The following is a 17,143-nucleotide window of genomic DNA, read 5'->3' as shown; positions in this document are numbered from 1 at the left end:
TTTCAACGCTTGGTAAGCATTTCCTTGAAATCTGTTAAGCCTTACTGCAAATAGCATCCTAACACCTGTTTGTCAACAAGGGATTTTTTGGTTAATGATAAACTATGTTACATCTAGTAATCTGTAATCGTAGCTTAAATACGAGGAGGTTATCATCATGAAATTGATTAAGACAATCGTGGCAGCTGCACTAGCGGTAACTTTATTTGCCGTGCCAGTATCTGCTGATGCAGCATCTTACCAAGTAAAGAAAGGCGATTCTTTTTGGCTGATCGCAAATAAACACCACATATCCGTAGCCGATTTAATGCGTGCGAACAACCGGACCAATAGCCTGCTCTATGCAGGAGAAACAATAAACATACCAGGCAATGGGATTTCACAAGCTGACCGTGTTTTAATGGCGAAGCTCGTAAACGCTGAAGCAAAAGGCGAGCCATATGCTGGAAAAGTCGCCGTTGCAACCGTTGTATTGAATCGCGTTGATCATAAATCATTCCCTAATACAGTAAGAGGCGTCATCTATGAGCGTGTAAGTGGTCATTACGCCTTCACACCTGTTCAAAACGGTGCCATCAATAACGGATATACTGCAACAGATATGCGTGCCGTTAATGAAGCGGTTGCTTTCCGTGGCCAAGGACGTGGATCAATCTACTTCTACAACCCTAAAACCGCTGTCAGTAATTGGATCAAATCTCGTGAAACAACTGTCACCATCGGCAACCATCGTTTCGCTAAATAATTAAACCATCATTATAAAGCTGTTTTTTAGATAAAATCTAGAGAGCAGCTTTTTCTATTGGGCATAGACGATGGGTTCAGTGTTTCAATGCGAAAAGGCGATTAATTCCAGCTTATATTAACATACATGCCCTATACCTCATGATGAAACTTCTGTTATAATATAAATCTAACAATCAACAAAATGTGCTCTTACGATAAAAGGAGGTGAATATAGATGTTGATTGAATTGTTAAATGAGCTGTTAAATGATGCTTCACCGTTCTATTTTTACGTCAGTATGTTTGGGACAGCAGCCGCGGCAATGAAGTTGATTCACATGAATGCACCGGTTTCTATTAAGCACCGGTTGCATATCAAGAGAACGATTGCGATACAAAATGCTGCAAGCTTTCCAGACCAACCATTTACCGAAAACATGGAAATACAAACATGGCTGACGCACATCTTCAAGCGTATTGATGCACCAGATGATGATGCTGATGGCCATACCTCCTCTTACTTCAATGACATGAACAACATTCGAGGAGGACAAACATGGAAAAAACATCTATATTCACATTCATTAAAAAATACGGTTTAATCGGCCTCGTATTAATCTTGCTGTTAAGTGGTTGTACAGATTTAAATGAACCGATTAGTGCTGATACAGAAGGCTGGTTCAACCATTATTTCGTATATACCTTTTCTGTCCTAATTAAAGGACTTGCGAACATGTTGAACGAAAGTTATGGCTTAGCGATTATTATTATCACACTGCTTATTAGATTAGCAGTTATGCCGTTCATGCTGAAGCAGACGCGGAATAGCCTAGAAATGCAAGACAAAATGAAGGTTATCAAACCAGAAATGGACGAAATTCAAAAGAAGTATAAAGATAAAAAAGATCGTGAATCACAGACGAAGATGCAACAAGAAATGATGCAGCTTTATCAAAAGCATAACTTCAACCCATTAGCATCAATGGCAGGGTGCTTACCGATGCTCATTCAATTTCCGATATTAATCGGGTTCTATTATGCAATTAGAAAAACACCAGAAATTGCAGCACACAATTTCCTTTGGTTTAATCTCGGCGAAACAGATCTTCTGTTGACCGGATTAGCTGTCGTCATCTACTTTATTCAATTCAAGGTTTCTCAAATTGGCCTTGATCCGCAGCAACAGAAACAGATGGCGATTATGGGGTTAATTTCACCCGTTATGATTGGTTTTGTCTCGTTAAATGCACCAGCTGCTCTACCGATGTACTGGGCTGTCGGTGGCTTGTTCATCATTATGCAGACCCTTGTATCTAAACGCATGTATTTAGCGCACAAGAAAAAAATCGAAGCAGCCGAAAACGCATAACATGATCGTCTATTCATAAAATGATTAAAAGCACGCTCGAATGACATACAAACATCCCGTACCACATTGGTGATACGGGATGTTTTTTATCGTGCTATTTTTTATAATTTAAATCGACCGACGAGTTCATTCAGTTCTTCAGCTGATTGTGCAAGTTGATCTGAGCTTGCAGCGACCTCGTCCATTGAACTACTGGATTGTTGGGCGGAAGCTGCTGTTTGTTCAACACCGGCAGCAGATTCCTCTGATACAGATGCAATATCCTCTACAGCTGCACTCATTTGCTGACTGCCCGACGCAATATCGTTTAAATGATCCGATACGCCTTTTATCGCCTCTACCATACCAGTCAGGCTCGTACTAATTTTACCAAACGTCTCCCCGGTAGACTCTATTTGCGTCGTACCTTGTTCAACTTCAGTAAATCCATTATTGAGCGCTTCTGTTACAACGGTAGATTCCGATTGGATGTTTGTAACGATCTTAGTAATATCATTAACAGATGATGCAACTTGCTCGGCTAGCTTACGGACTTCATCAGCTACGACTGCAAAGCCTTTTCCGTGCTCCCCAGCGCGCGCTGCCTCAATCGCTGCATTTAGCGCAAGCAAATTCGTCTGTTCAGCAATATCCTTGATAACTGCTACGAGCTGAGAGATTTCTTGCGATTTCGCATCCAGTCCACTCATTTTATTAACAGAGTCTTTAACAATATGATTAATACGCGCCATTTGCTCTGTGGACGCGATCATCATCTTACGCCCTTCATCTGTCATTTCTAAGATTTCCTGAGAGCCTTGTTCAATTTGCTCGCCGCTTTTATTAGCAGATTCAATTTTCCCAACGAACGTGCTCATTAAGTGAGACAGTTCTCCTGCACTATTTGCTTGTGTTTCCGTTCCTGAAGCCAGCTCCTCCATCGTTGACGCAACCTGTTCAGTACCTGACTTCACTTCATTTGCGGATTGATTTAATTCTTCACTTTGACTAGACACCGTTTCAGCTACATTTGATATGCGGTGCATTAACTCGCGATTGTTTTTGTTCATCGTATTCGTCGCTTCAACGAGTTGAGCAACCTCATCACGAGATCTAATTTCCAAAGGCTCTAGACTTAAGTCACCATCTGCTAAAGCATTCATGCGGTGCATGACCCGATTAATCGGTTTCGCTATTGAACGCGCCGTTATAAATGCAACGACAACACTCACAACAAGAACGAAAAACGCAATGATATAAACGAATATCGCTGTAGTCACCAGTGTTCTTTGTACAGTCGCGCCAGCCTTTTCAATGTTAACAACTTCCATATTTGCTAATTCTTTAAAGCCTGTCATAATTTCATCAGATATAGGCTTCATTTCAGTAATAATAGACATGGCACTATCTTGATAGCCAAGCCCAGCATCTCGGATAACCTTTTGTAACAGAGCTTCCCATTCTTCTTTTTTGGCAAACAACGCTTGTGCTTCTTCACTATTCGCCATGCTTAAATAGTCCTGTTCAAGCTGTTCACTTTGATCAAGCGTTTCTCTTAAATCTTGCTTAATGGCATCGTCCTGATAGAGTACATACCCTCTCATTAATGCCGTTGTCTCAGACATATTAAGTGTCAATTCCTCTGCATATTCCATTAAAGGTAATTCAGTATCAACAATAACATTTGTTTCATCACTTATCTTTTGAAAGGATAAAAATATTAAAACCATCATAATTGCAATCATCGAGATTGCTGCACCAAATCCAAACAATATTTTAGTGCGTATTTTTTTGAAGTTAAATAACTTCTTCATTCTTTATGTCCCCCCTGTTTTTTTCTTAGCCTATATTCTCCATATTTCCCTCTAGTTGCTTCACTTCATTTGCTTCCTCAAAATCTAATATGTTGACGAGATCAAGTAAAATTAAAATGCGCTCCTCAAGCTTAGCAACACCATAAATATATCTTTTATCCACTTCACCTAAAATGCTTGGTGCTGCCTCAATAACTGACGTATCAATATCAATTACATCTGTTGCGGCATCAACGATAAAACCAATCTGAGAATCTTCCATACTTACAATGACGATGCGTTGATTATCCGTAGATTCTCCACTAATACGCAAACGCTCTTTTAAATCGATGACTGGAATCGTATCGCCTCGCAAATACAGAATCCCTTTAATAAACTCAGACGTCTTTGGAACAGGTGTTAACGTCGTCATCTCCTCAATTGATAGGACATGCTGTACGTCAACGCCATACGTTTGATCTTGAAGTTTACATACAATTACTTTCATCATTTCTGCCATTATCATGACTCCCTCTTTTTTTAATCGAAAATATCTGATAATCAATCTATGAAATGTTATAATGACACTCAAACAGGCCGCTTAGAACGAGCTCGCTGCCTGCACCTAATTAGTTCTTTTAAACTAATCCTTTTAACCTATATATATTATCGGAGGATTTTAGGTAAATTCAAGTACATTCATCTGTTTATCAGTAAATTTAACGTTAATAACTTTTTCTAAAGGGATGTGACACGTATGAGTGATGAATATTTTGTCGGTTGGGGAACCCTCGCCTTAATAAACGCTGGTATTGCTCAAGGTAAGAACAGAAGTGGCCTGAATTGGTTCTTGCTTTCTTTATTCTTAGGGCCAATTGCAACATTCTCCCTTCTCTTATTTGATAAGATCCCGAACGAATGATCATTTTTTGAATAACAGCCTATGACTCTATAGATGATCTTCGTCTAACATCACCTTGAAGACATACCTTTAGGGCGTTTTTCAACATACATGATGCCGCATTTAACAGAAAACCGGGACCACTTTAGGTAAACACAATATGCACTTTATTATTGTCATATATTTTTCACAATTCTATCCAATCCACCCCTTACAACAATGAAAGCGTTTAGATCATTTTATCTAAATCGCTTTCATATTTATATGCTCATTATTTCACAATATAATTATGGTAAAACATGAAATATCCATATATAATATAGATGTAAAGGATATACTTAAAGTATTTTATGCTCATTAATTCACAATTTAAAAGGGAGGCATTACTATGGCACAACAAGCAAAGGTAAGACCGCATGGTGAACCTGTTTCTCAGGCCATTGACGTATTAGCTGATCAGGCTGGACGCGCTTTAGAGGAATTTAAACAATTGGACCAGACTACAATTGATTTAATCGTCAAGGAGATGGCTTTAGCAGGGCTTGGTGAACACTTGTCATTGGCTAAACTCGCAATTGAAGAAACTGGGCGTGGTGTTTTTGAAGACAAGGTCATTAAGAACATTTTTGCAACGGAGTATATTTACCACAACATTAAATACAACAAAACAGTCGGTATCATAAACGAAAACAAACAAGAGGGGATCGTCGAATTAGCAGAGCCAGTTGGGGTTATTTGTGGCATTACCCCTGTCACAAATCCGACGTCAACGACGATGTTTAAAGCGTTGATTTCTATCAAAACACGTAACCCTATTATATTCGCCTTCCATCCTTCCGCCCAAACATGTAGCGCCAAAGCCGCCGAAATCCTGTATCAAGCTGCGATCAAGGCTGGTGCACCTAAACACTGTATTCAGTGGATCGAAAAACCTTCCGTAGAAGCAACTCAGACACTCATGCATCATGACGGCATATCACTTATTCTCGCAACTGGTGGATCTGGTATGGTTAAATCCGCCTACAGCTCAGGGAAACCTGCACTCGGGGTCGGTCCTGGGAATGTCCCGTGCTACATTGAAAAAACAGCTAAAATTAAACGGGCTGTTAATGACCTTATTTTATCGAAGACATTTGACAACGGTATGATTTGCGCTTCTGAGCAAGCTGTCATCATTGACAAAGACATCTATACAGCGGTTAAACAAGAGCTCGAAGCGAACAATTGCTATTTCTTAACAGATGAAGAGCGCTTAAAGGTCGAAAAGCTCGTTATCAATCCTAAGACCTGTGCTGTAAATGCAGACATCGTTGGCAAGCCTGCCTATGAAATTGCCAAGATGGCAGGGGTCAAAGTCGCACAAAACACTAAAATTTTGATAGCAGAGCTTGAAGGTGTCGGCCCAGAATATCCATTATCAAGGGAAAAGCTCAGTCCCGTCTTAGCCTGCTATAAAGTCGCTAATGCAGACGAAGGCATTCAACGTGCTGATGACATGCTTCATTTTGGCGGTCTCGGACATTCAGCTGTCATCCATTCAACTGACCAAAGTGTGATCGATGCATATTCTCTGCGCATGAAAGCTGGACGAATCATCGTCAACTCTCCTTCTTCGCAAGGGGCAATCGGTGATATTTATAACGCACATATGCCGTCTCTAACATTAGGCTGCGGAACATTCGGAGGCAACTCGGTATCCTCCAATGTCAGCACGGTCCATTTAATGAACATCAAAAATATGGCTCGGAGGAACAACAATATGCAATGGTTTAAATTACCTCCAAAAATTTATTTCGAGAAAAACGCCATACAATACTTGGAAAAAATGCCTAACATCAAGAAAGCATTTATTGTAACAGATCCGATGATGATTGAGCTTGGCTATGTTGATCAAGCACTCTATTATTTACGGAAACGTTCCGACTATGTCCATTGTGAAATTTTTTCAGATGTTGAAGCTGATCCATCTATTGAAACGATCGAAAAAGGCACAGCGCAAATGCAGCAATTTAAACCGGACGTTATTATCGCACTTGGCGGAGGATCACCAATGGATGCAGCGAAAGCGATGTGGTTATTTTACGAATATCCTGATGTTGATTTTAACGATTTAAAACAGAAGTTCATGGACATCCGTAAACGTATCGTTAAATATCCAAAGCTCGGTAAAGAAGCTCAATTCGTCGCTGTACCGACAACTTCTGGAACAGGATCAGAGGTCACATCGTTCACCGTCGTCACAGATAAAAAGACGAACACGAAGTATCCACTTGCTGACTATGAGCTAACACCAGATGTGGCGATCATCGATCCGCAATTCGTCATGTCTGTACCAAAAGACGTTACAGCTGACACCGGTATGGATGTATTGACCCATGCAATTGAAGCATACGTATCAAGCATGGCGAATGATTATACAGACGGCTTAGCCATTAAAGCGATCCAATTGGTATTTGAATATTTACCTAGGGCATATCGTAATGGCGATGATGAAGAAGCAAGAGAAAAAATGCACAACGCATCAACCATTGCTGGAATGGCATTTTCAAATGCATTTTTAGGCGTCAATCACAGCCTTGCACATAAATTAGGCGCCGCCTATCACATCGCACACGGAAGAGCGAATACAATTCTTTTACCACACGTCATTCGATATAATGCTCGGAAACCAGAGAAGTTTGCCACCTTCCCGAAATATGAACATTTTATTGCGCATGAACGGTATGCAGAAATCGCCCATACACTCCACCTCCCTGCACGCACGCCAGAAGAAGGTGTCGAAAGCTTGGTACAGGCGATCATTAAACTCGCTAAAGATTTAAACATTCCTATGAGCATTAAGGAGGCAGGTGTTAATCAAAAAGATTTCGAAGCCAACGTTGAGCACCTCGCTGAATTGGCTTTTGACGATCAATGCACCATCGCCAATCCTAAACTACCATTAGTGAGCGAGCTCGCCGAGGTTTATCGTCAAGCATACAAAGGCGTTTAAGCTACACGCGCCCAAATATTAATAAGCACCCTAAAAGCTAGACTCAAAAACGAGCTTTTAGGGTGTTTTATTGTGCTCCGGTACATGAGATTATCCACGTACGAGCCCGGGCAGCACTTCTTCGTACGGGGTTCGCCGATTCTTCGCGCGATTTCGCCGATTCTTCATGCGGGTTCGCCGATTATTCGTGAGGTCTCGCCGATTCTCCTCCACACGCCCACCCTAAACCGTCAGCCTAAAGAGCCTTCATCCGCACGTTTCCCATGAGAAAGCACATCATCCATATCCTTGGCAAATGTGAGCCAGTCAGATTGGTAGATGATTTCATAATCTAGCGCACCTACACCACCCAAATAGAACGTCACGTCGGGATTGCTCCGGGCAATATCTACAAGCTTGTCAAACATCATAGGATCTTCTTCAAACGGTTGCCTCGTTGATGCCGATAACAGAACTTTCTTCGGTTTCAACCGAGCCACCAATTGCTCGATCGCCTTAAATGATGGCGAGGCTCCTGCAAAAATTGTCTTCCAACCTTGCATGTTCATTCGCAACAAGATCATTTGCAGTGGAATTTCATGCTTCTCACCTGGCAAGCAGCAGCCAAGTGCAAGGGGCGCATCAGGGGCGTGATCAAAATGACGTGCAATCTGAGCTAAAAAGTCTCTAATTACGAGGCTCGATATTGCCTCTTGACTTTCATCCCATTCCTTCGTCGCCCACTGCTTTCCAACCTTTAATAAAAATGGCTTTATCGTGTTCTGCAAAAACAAGTCGAGCCCAAATTCATGATGTGCCTGCTTCAACAACAAAGTAAGCGTTGCTTCATCATATACGGCGCCACTTTCAAGCATCCGATTCACATAATGACTTTCTCCCACGTTCCCCTTCTCCGCACGACCAGTCTGATCTTCAACAGCTTTTTCTGACTCGTAAATGTCGATGGCTTTTTGCACAGAATGCCCCTGTTCCCTTAAAGCCTTTATTTTGAGCAATGTATGTATGTCATCTTTACTGTATAGTCTGTAGCCATTATCCTGACGACTCGGCTGAATTAAGCTATAACGATCTTCCCATTTACGAATAACCTGTGTTGAGAGACCGGTCATTTCCGACACCTTATTAATCAAAAAATGATCCGTCATGTTTTCAATCCTTTCTCCTACGTCCAACTCTTTTGTATAATCATTATACCATAACATTATACAAATATAAACCGTATTATACGTTTTTCAAGCGAATCAAAGTTAAAGTATAGACATATATATAATATCATGTATAATTTCATTATAAAACATTGTACAAATAATACCATTATCATAAAAAAATTAAAAAGGGGCGTTTCGATTGAACGAGAAAAAAGTAATCGTCATCGGCGCTGGCGTTGCAGGCTTAGCAAGCGCAATTCGACTCCAGCATGCTGGTTATAGCGTATCGATTTATGAAAAAGAATCTATGCCCGGTGGAAAAATGCATCGCATCGACCAAGATGGCTATCAGTTTGATTTAGGACCAAGTATCGTCATGATGCCAGAAATATACAGAGAGGTATTCGAGCTTTGCGGACGTGACCCTGACGACTACATTCCAATGGAAAAACTCGATCCAATGTACAGCGTTTACTTCCGTGATCGTCCAGATGAACCCTATCACATGTCTTCAGATATGACGTCATTAATGGAAACACTTGAATCGTTCGGTGATGAAGATAGCCAAGGTTTTTTCGATTATCTCAATGAAATTTATAAACGATTCATCGTTGCCAGAGATCATTTTATCCAAAAGCCTTTTCGTCATTTTTCCGATTTCTATAACCCATCCACCCTTAAACAAGCCTTAAAGCTAAAGACATTTGACAGTGCCGACCATTTTATTAGCAAATACATTAAAAACGACCGCCTCAAAGAAATGATCAGCTTTCAAACATTATATATTGGCATCTCACCTTTTAATGGACCATCCCTTTATACAATGATCCCGATGATTGAGTTTCTTTACGGGGTTTGGTTTATCAAAGGCGGTATGTACACGATGGCACAGTCTATGGAACGACTGTTTCTCGAATTAGGCGGCACCGTTCATTATAACGCAAATGTTGAAGAAATAAGAATCGTTAACGAGCAAGCAAAAGGAATACTGGTCAACAATCAAGATATAGACGCAGACTATGTCGTATGTAATGCCGACTTCCCTTATGCTATGAAGCATCTCGTATTAGACACGAAGGCGAAGGGTAAATATACAGACAGAAAAATCGACAATATGAAGTATTCCTGTTCTTGTTTTTTAATGTATTTAGGGATGGACAAAAAATACGACGACATCGACCATGTTCATAACTTTTTCTTTAATGACAATCTGGAACAAAATCTAAATGATATTTTTGCCGGGAACAAGTTAACCGATGCGTCATTTTACGTCTATATCGCTTCCAAAATGGACCCATCACTCGCACCAGAGGGCAAAGACGGCCTGTACATTCTCGTTCCCGTATCTGATTTATCAACCGCCAAATACGAATGGAACGACGAAACGATTCAATATTACCGAGATTACGTCTTGAATTCACTCAAAAGCATCAAAGGATTCGAGCAAATCGATCAAGAGATTGTTTCAGAATCCTATACAACACCAATCGACTTTGCAGAAAAATTCAACGCTTACAATGGGGCCTGCTTCGGATTACAGCCAACTTTATCACAAAGCAATCATATGAGACCGCAAAGTAAGGCCAAAAACTGCGAAAATCTTTATTTTACCGGAAGCAGTACCCATCCTGGCGCAGGTGTACCAATTGTTTTACTATCGGCAAAAATCGCTGTAGAAGAGCTATTGCGTGATGATGAGAAGACCGTTGCTTATGCACATGACTCTAATAAACAGAGGGGGAATGATCATGACGATCGCATTGCAAATTCAGTCTGATTACGCTTATTGCGAACGTATTATTCGAAAGCATTCCAAAAGCTTTTATTTCGCTTTCTCCAAGCTTCCGAAGCAAAAAGCTCAAGCTGTCTATGCCGTCTATGCGTTTTGTCGCATTGCCGATGACAGTGTTGATGAACACACATCTCCTTCCGAACAGCTGCTAGCCTTAAACACTTTGGAAAAAGAACTTGAGCTATTTGAGCAAGGTAAAGAAATAAGTCACCCATTGTGGCGCGCGTTAAGAGATGTGTTCCAGTGGTTCGACATGGATATCCAGCCTTTTTATGATCAACTAGCTGGACAGCGTATGGATATCAACTTTTCAATTCCGAAAACACTAGATGATTTAGAGCACTATTCAAAGCTTGTCGCAGGATCTGTCGGGTTAATGCTGCAGCCCATTATTGCGTCAAAAGTACGTGAGGATTTAACAGAGGTGTCTTTAAATCTAGGCATTGCGATGCAAATTACGAATGTGCTACGTGATATCGGTGAAGATTTACGTGATAAAGATCGTATATATTTACCATTAGAAGAAATGGCCAAAGCCAATTATACAATGACCGATTTTTTAAACGGCCACATTACACCAGAGTTTATCCAGCTATGGGAAAAACTCGCCGCACGTGCTGAAGCACTTTACGATACTTTTCAAATGCATATCGACCAATTTGATGCGGACAGTCAACAGCCCGTTGCCGCTTCTGCACACATTTATCGTGAGATTTTAAATGCTGTCCGAAAGAACGATTATGATTGCTTCACGAAACGAAGCTTTGTCCAAAAGCATAAAATGATCAACATCCGCGAATGTCTTAACGCTTAAAGCGATTCAGTCAAAAAGAGGTGTAATTTATGAAAAACGTACTCGTCATCGGCGGTGGACTCGGTGGATTGTCCGCAGCCATATCTCTTGCACAACACGGATACAACGTCACACTCTATGAAAAAAATGATCATTTAGGCGGAAAGTTAAATCGTCTTGAGCAAGACGGCTTCGGATTTGATTTAGGGCCATCTATCCTAACGATGCCGCATATTTTTGAAAAGCTGTTCACAAACAGTGGAAAAAGAATGGCAGACTACGTTAAAATTCAACGACTCGATAAAGAATGGCGCTCGTTTTTTCCTGACGGGACGATGATCGATTTGTATGGAAACTTAGACAAAATGACGCAGATGAATACCACTCTAAGCAGTCAAGATATCGCGGAATATAAAGCGTTCCTAGAGTATGCAAAAGGCTTATACGATCTAACAGAATCCGGTTATTTTAAAGAAGGCTTAGACACGACAAGCGCTGTTCTTAAACACCACGGGCTCACAACGTCACTTAAATTCGATCTGTTTTCTACGATGTACGACGCCATCAAAAAGCGCATCAGTAATGCTAGATTCAGAGATATGCTCGCCTATTTCATAAAATATGTCGGTTCATCACCTTACGATGCACCAGCCGTTCTCAACATGATGATTTATATGCAGCACGCACAGGGCGTCTGGTATGTTCCTGGTGGCATGCATTTACTCGCTAACGCCCTTGTTGAGCTCGCGAAAGAATGTGGGGTCAACCTCCATACCGGAAAAGAGATTGTTCAGCTTGAAAAGTCACAAGGTGTCATCACTGGTGCTCGACTGGACAGTGGGGAGCGCATTACAGCAGATTATTATATTTCTAATATGGAAGTCATCCCAACCTATCACGCTTTATTAGGAGAAAAAGACGACGTCATAGCCGATCTGGAGAAAACGTTCGAACCGTCCAGTTCAGGACTCGTCATACATCTCGGTGTGAACAAAACATATCCACAGCTGGGCCATCATAATTTCTTTTTCTCAGAGCATTTACAGGAACAGATGGATAAGATCTTCCATCAGCATCAGCTGCCAGACGATCCAACAATTTATCTCGTCAATGCAAATAAGACCGATCCAGCCCAAGCACCACCTGGACATGAAAATTTAAAAATTCTTCCGCACATCCCATACATTCAAGATAACCCATTTACACCGGATGATTACAAGACATTAGAGGAAAAGGTCTTAATTAAACTGGAAAACATGGGATTGGACAATTTAAGGGAGCATATCGTGACACGCGATGTATGGACGCCACATGACATTGAACGTACCTATTTGTCGCACCGCGGTTCTATATATGGCACTGTCTCAAACAAAAAGAAAAATCGCGGCTTTAAGCATCCAAAGCACAGTGAACGATATGATAACTTGTACTTTGTCGGTGGAACGGTTAATCCTGGCGGTGGCATGCCAATGGTTACGTTGAGTGGACAGCAAGTAAAGGATAAAATTTTGCGGCGAGATGGTTTCAAGCATTAAACGCCCCTCATACCAAGATCAAAGGGGCTGTTGCAATAGGAGGGGAAGCATATCGTATTTTCAATGTTCATGATCAGTATGTGTGTCGTCATCATATCTATCATTTCGGGCTTCTTAATGTTTTGGAAGCTGCCCACTCCTAAACAGACACAAGATGTTAACGAGAACCTACCACTCGTGTCCATTATTATCCCAGCCCGAAATGAAGCTAGGCGCATTAAGCCGTTATTAAATTCGTTAAGCAAGCAATCCTTGCAAGCGTTCGAGCTGATCGTCGTTGATGATGAGTCAACAGACCAAACGGCTTTTGTAGCAAAGCGCTATGGCGCCAAAGTCATTTCGAACACAACAAGTCTCGAAGGATGGGCAGGAAAGTCACGCGCATGCTGGAATGGCGCTCTATCGGCTCAAGGAAGGTGGCTCCTCTTTCTCGACGCTGACACGGAAATGACGCATAAAGATAGTCTCATACATTTATTAAGCTCTTTTCAGGAAGCGGGCGCACGCGGCATCATGGCGATACAGCCGTATCATGAAACAAAAAAACTATACGAACAGGCATCAGCCATTTTTAATATTATCGTCGTTACTGGCATGAATGTCTTTTCGATTTGGAAAGACCGATTCGAGACAGCCGGGGCATTCGGTCCATGCATTTTGAGTGATCGTGACGACTATTTCAAATCCGGGGGCCATGAACACATCCAAGAAGCAATCATGGATGATTTAGCGCTCGGAATTGAATTTAAAAAAGCCGGCTTACCTGTTCATTGTTACGGGGGAAAAGGCATTATTTCCTTCCGTATGTATCCAGAAGGCTTTCGACAGCTCGTCGAAGGCTGGACGAAAAATTTCGCCACAGCCTCGCAATCAACCCATCCAATTATTATGGGATTGATCAACCTTTGGATTGCAGGTGGCATGATGAGCGTTGTAGGCGGAGGCCTAGCCATATATGCTGAAAATCTCTCTTTCATCCTCTTATCAGGGATGCTCTATGTGATCTATATGATTCAGTTGGGGGTACTTGCAAGACGAACAGGAAACTTCAAAATATGGATCTTCCTGTTTCACCCGCTACTGCTTTCATTTTTCACTGTGATTTTCCTTTATTCGTTGTATCGGACCCATGTCCGTCATTCCGTATCATGGCGGGGTAGACAGATTAAAGTGTAAGAAAGGAAGAACGTACATGCCATTTGTTTCTTTATCAACACCATGGACAATTGTAGTGGATATTTTAGCGTGGGGCTTCTTTCACATCATTATTTCTGTCATATGCTTAAAGCTCCCAAGATCATATTTCGACCAACAGCATACAATCTATCATATCCGCTCCTGGGAACGTGAGGGAGACTTTTGGCAGCACGTCTTTAAGATTAAAGCGTGGAAAGATTTCATTCCCGATGGCACACTGATCCTTAAACAAGGCTTTAGTAAACATCAGTTACCAGGTAGAAGTATTAGAGATTTGATTTTGTTTTTAAGCGAATCCAAGCGAGCAGAACTAACCCATTGGCTGTCGATCCTCCCAGCGCCACTTTTTTTTCTATGGAATCCAGTCTGGGCAGGATGGGTTATGATCGTATATGCCCTTCTCTTTAACCTACCAATCATTATCGTTCAACGGTTTAATCGCGCACGTATTGAACGCATACTTGATAAATGGGTTCAAATGGAATTCAAGCACAAGATGGCTCGGTAGTCGGGGGAGGAATTGAAGCATGTCTCTCCCCCTGCCTGTCCTAACAGTTAGAAAAAAGCCCTTTCACATGAAGCCCCAACAATACGACCGCTCCGAAATTATACTTCGCGACCGGACATGTTTATCAGGGAACATGGGCTTGTCAACCCTTCAAGAATTTTTGTTGGAAGGGGTATTCTTAAAGGGTAACATGTTATATTGCATAATGGTCACTGCCTTTTAAGATTGTGGCTCCTCATACCACGCGACTTGAGGCCGATCACTAGGATAACCATTTTGCACCCTGTACCGCTTCCTCTCAGCTGTGAAATCATACCACTGTTTATCACTCTCAGGTCGATTGGCATAGTGGATGATACAGATAATTTGATCTTCAACACAAGGATCTGTCCAACAGCCTAGCTCCTTCTCTATAATCTGATCTACATCCAAGTTATGAAATTCGTTCAACTTGATCTTCAACCGTCTAAGCTCACGTTTTTCGTCGTCAGATAAAGGCAGTTTCGGTCTTTTTGGTTGTTTCACGTTATCGCCTCCACTCATTTTTTGGTGCGTTTAATTGCAACTAATTGTAAATCAATTGAAACTTATTTAAAGTGGATATATCAAAGTGTACGTATCTACTCATATTGCGGCAAAAATATGCGACAAGGAGCTCCTGACATGCTAAAACTAAAATTAAAAAATATGGATCTCGATCAATTAAACTATGAACAGCTAGAAGCATTAATCGATGAAATGTTAAATCATATTGGAGCAACTGATCCCGAACTAAGAGATCAGCTTATCTATCCCACCTTTATTAAAATCATTAGTGACAATAGACTATCTGACCTTCAATACCAACATATTTTAGCAACTTGTCTCGATGACAAGCATTTGTTTTATAAAATAGGAGAAAAACACACAGACGCGGTATTTACCAGATCCTTTTCATCTTTGGTCATCACAGCGCTCATACATCAGGACCGTGACACTGGCGTATTATCTAAAGACGATATCAAGACTGTTTATCACAAAACGATAACGTACTTAAAACATGAACAGGATACGAGAGGCTATGTCCCAGGAAAAGGGTGGGCTCATAGCATTGCACACGGCGCGGATTTATTGGCGTCACTCGCTGCACACCCAAAGATTAACCTCGACACCTACATAGAAACCCTTGATACGATACAACATTGCTTGTTTAAGGATGCAACATATATTGACGAAGAAGATGAGCGACTTATCTTTGTAATTGAAGTCCTTGTTGAAAAAGGATTGAGTGACCGTCACTTAGAACAATGGGTTTTACAATTATTTAAGCAGCTTGAATTAATGTACACAGATAACGGCCCGTCAAACCATTATTATCGCACGAAGTTCACTATAACGACCTTTGTTAAATCCCTCTACTTCAGGCTCGGTTTCAAATACAATACAAGTAGAACAAGGAGGCTCATTAACGATCAGTTAAAACAACTTCATCAGCAAACATATGGCGTATAGCTAGCGCGCAATTGATTATGGTATGAAACGAAGTCTAATAGATTCCTTCTGCATCAGCCGGTAATTGCCTGACACGCTCCAGGTAGTTCGTCATGTTTTGGTCGTCGCCCATTGGATATGTAAAATCAAAATGAGCTGCGACATCTTGACCCAGCGTCCTATATAATTCACACGTGACAAATAAGGCGTCCCACATATGTGTTTCATCAGCATCAGAATACGTGGCTTCGTACATGCTCCAATATGATTCAGGAAGATAGTTTTTAAAGTATTTCCCAAGCTTTCCGGGCGACACTTGAAAACCTTCTTGAATCCCAATCCACCAAGTGATCATTTTATGGAGTGCATCTCTCGTCGTATATTCGAACATCAGCTTTGCATAAGGAAGTTCATCACGCCAAATTCCTTTAGCAACATTTTGTAAACACCACCAAAAGTCATTCGTATAGCTATTGAACACCTCTTCAGTAGGTGGCTTCACGTGGTAATCCACATCAGTCGGAGCAGGAATTGAAGGCAAACTATTGTCCTTGTCCATTAATGGTCGCGTGAGCTTATCTTCACCATACGTTTCTATCATCGCTTCCTTCGTTTGCAGACGAAGGTCAATGCGATTACCATCTGTGAAAAGCATCAACAAGCCATACGTTTTCGTGTGATCGATGCCCTCCTCGCCACAATCATTTTTGTCAGGCTCTTGCATCATGATTAACTCACCAAACGTGGTCAACCATGCCTGATCATGAATAAAAGGTGCTACATCTGTTACGACATATACGATGTCATAATCCTGAAAAATGTCTTTCGGGACATTAGGATTTACTCTGGACCCATTCATATAAACAGCGCGAATGCGGTCATCATTCCTCGCAACGCCCATAATGAGATCCATCATCTCTTCTTCATTCCTCATTTATCTC

16 protein-coding genes are annotated in these 17,143 nt (G+C 41.3%); 11 read left to right on the top strand and 5 right to left on the bottom strand.

The window, feature by feature from the left end:
• Positions 1 to 157 precede the first annotated feature (157 nt).
• The 3 genes from HPC67_RS11445 to yidC all read left to right on the top strand — a co-directional run bounded on the left by HPC67_RS11445 (position 158) and on the right by yidC (position 2,094).
• Complete coding sequence (locus tag HPC67_RS11445) at positions 158 to 745, top strand: cell wall hydrolase (RefSeq protein WP_217587995.1); 588 nt, start codon at positions 158 to 160, stop codon at positions 743 to 745.
• 216 nt (positions 746 to 961) lie between these two features.
• Positions 962 to 1,327 carry a hypothetical protein gene (locus tag HPC67_RS11440; RefSeq protein WP_217587992.1) on the top strand — a complete coding sequence of 122 codons (366 nt, stop codon included), beginning with the start codon at positions 962 to 964 and terminating at the stop codon, positions 1,325 to 1,327.
• Entirely contained in the window at positions 1,282 to 2,094 is an 813-nt protein-coding gene (gene yidC / locus HPC67_RS11435) for a membrane protein insertase YidC (RefSeq protein WP_217587990.1), read from the top strand. Before HPC67_RS11440 ends, yidC begins: the two co-directional genes overlap by 46 nt.
• Positions 2,095 to 2,195: 101 nt before the next feature.
• Here the strand turns inward: yidC and HPC67_RS11430 are convergent, their stop codons facing one another.
• Positions 2,196 to 3,887, bottom strand: coding sequence for a methyl-accepting chemotaxis protein (locus tag HPC67_RS11430; protein ID WP_217587988.1), 1,692 nt, complete (start codon positions 3,885 to 3,887; stop codon positions 2,196 to 2,198).
• Positions 3,888 to 3,912: 25 nt separating this feature from the next.
• On the bottom strand, positions 3,913 to 4,386 hold the full coding sequence (locus HPC67_RS11425; protein ID WP_217587986.1) for a chemotaxis protein CheW: 474 nt from the start codon (positions 4,384 to 4,386) through the stop codon (positions 3,913 to 3,915).
• 237 nt (positions 4,387 to 4,623) lie between these two features.
• Between HPC67_RS11425 and HPC67_RS11420 the strand changes: the two genes are divergently transcribed.
• Both HPC67_RS11420 and adhE read left to right on the top strand, forming a co-directional pair.
• Complete coding sequence (locus tag HPC67_RS11420) at positions 4,624 to 4,788, top strand: hypothetical protein (RefSeq protein WP_217587983.1); 165 nt, start codon at positions 4,624 to 4,626, stop codon at positions 4,786 to 4,788.
• Positions 4,789 to 5,155: 367 nt separating this feature from the next.
• On the top strand, positions 5,156 to 7,759 hold the full coding sequence (adhE, locus tag HPC67_RS11415) for a bifunctional acetaldehyde-CoA/alcohol dehydrogenase (protein ID WP_217587982.1): 2,604 nt from the start codon (positions 5,156 to 5,158) through the stop codon (positions 7,757 to 7,759).
• A 230-nt stretch (positions 7,760 to 7,989) separates the two neighbouring features.
• Here the strand turns inward: adhE and HPC67_RS11410 are convergent, their stop codons facing one another.
• Positions 7,990 to 8,904 carry a MerR family transcriptional regulator gene (locus tag HPC67_RS11410; protein WP_217587979.1) on the bottom strand — a complete coding sequence of 305 codons (915 nt, stop codon included), beginning with the start codon at positions 8,902 to 8,904 and terminating at the stop codon, positions 7,990 to 7,992.
• Positions 8,905 to 9,106: 202 nt separating this feature from the next.
• Between HPC67_RS11410 and HPC67_RS11405 the strand changes: the two genes are divergently transcribed.
• The 5 genes from HPC67_RS11405 to HPC67_RS11385 all read left to right on the top strand — a co-directional run bounded on the left by HPC67_RS11405 (position 9,107) and on the right by HPC67_RS11385 (position 14,732).
• On the top strand, positions 9,107 to 10,684 hold the full coding sequence (locus tag HPC67_RS11405) for a phytoene desaturase family protein (RefSeq protein WP_217587978.1): 1,578 nt from the start codon (positions 9,107 to 9,109) through the stop codon (positions 10,682 to 10,684).
• Positions 10,656 to 11,513, top strand: coding sequence for a phytoene/squalene synthase family protein (locus tag HPC67_RS11400; RefSeq protein WP_217587976.1), 858 nt, complete (start codon positions 10,656 to 10,658; stop codon positions 11,511 to 11,513). The genes HPC67_RS11405 and HPC67_RS11400 overlap by 29 nt, the downstream gene beginning before the upstream one ends.
• A 29-nt stretch (positions 11,514 to 11,542) precedes the next feature.
• A complete protein-coding gene (locus tag HPC67_RS11395) occupies positions 11,543 to 13,027 on the top strand; it encodes a phytoene desaturase family protein (RefSeq protein WP_217587974.1) in 1,485 nt (494 codons plus the stop codon).
• A 63-nt stretch (positions 13,028 to 13,090) separates the two neighbouring features.
• Complete coding sequence (locus HPC67_RS11390) at positions 13,091 to 14,203, top strand: glycosyltransferase family 2 protein (RefSeq protein WP_217587973.1); 1,113 nt, start codon at positions 13,091 to 13,093, stop codon at positions 14,201 to 14,203.
• A 16-nt stretch (positions 14,204 to 14,219) separates the two neighbouring features.
• A complete protein-coding gene (locus HPC67_RS11385) occupies positions 14,220 to 14,732 on the top strand; it encodes a glycosyl-4,4'-diaponeurosporenoate acyltransferase CrtO family protein (protein WP_217587971.1) in 513 nt (170 codons plus the stop codon).
• A 219-nt stretch (positions 14,733 to 14,951) separates the two neighbouring features.
• Here the strand turns inward: HPC67_RS11385 and HPC67_RS11380 are convergent, their stop codons facing one another.
• A complete protein-coding gene (locus tag HPC67_RS11380; protein WP_343327837.1) occupies positions 14,952 to 15,257 on the bottom strand; it encodes a helix-hairpin-helix domain-containing protein in 306 nt (101 codons plus the stop codon).
• Positions 15,258 to 15,395: 138 nt separating this feature from the next.
• On the opposite strand from HPC67_RS11380, the gene HPC67_RS11375 reads away from it, so the two are divergent.
• A complete protein-coding gene (locus tag HPC67_RS11375; protein WP_217587967.1) occupies positions 15,396 to 16,223 on the top strand; it encodes a DUF2785 domain-containing protein in 828 nt (275 codons plus the stop codon).
• 34 nt (positions 16,224 to 16,257) lie between these two features.
• On the opposite strand, the gene HPC67_RS11370 is transcribed toward HPC67_RS11375, so the two are convergent.
• On the bottom strand, positions 16,258 to 17,136 hold the full coding sequence (locus tag HPC67_RS11370) for an aminoglycoside 6-adenylyltransferase (RefSeq protein ID WP_217587965.1): 879 nt from the start codon (positions 17,134 to 17,136) through the stop codon (positions 16,258 to 16,260).
• Between the last annotated feature and the right edge of the window lie 7 nt (positions 17,137 to 17,143).

Origin of the sequence: Lentibacillus saliphilus, from assembly GCF_019093865.1 — a bacterium.
Taxonomy (GTDB): Bacteria; Bacillota; Bacilli; order Bacillales; family Amphibacillaceae; genus Lentibacillus_B; species Lentibacillus_B saliphilus.
The sequence above is the reverse complement of the archived record's forward strand: the minus strand, read 5'-3'. Positions and strand labels throughout refer to the sequence as shown.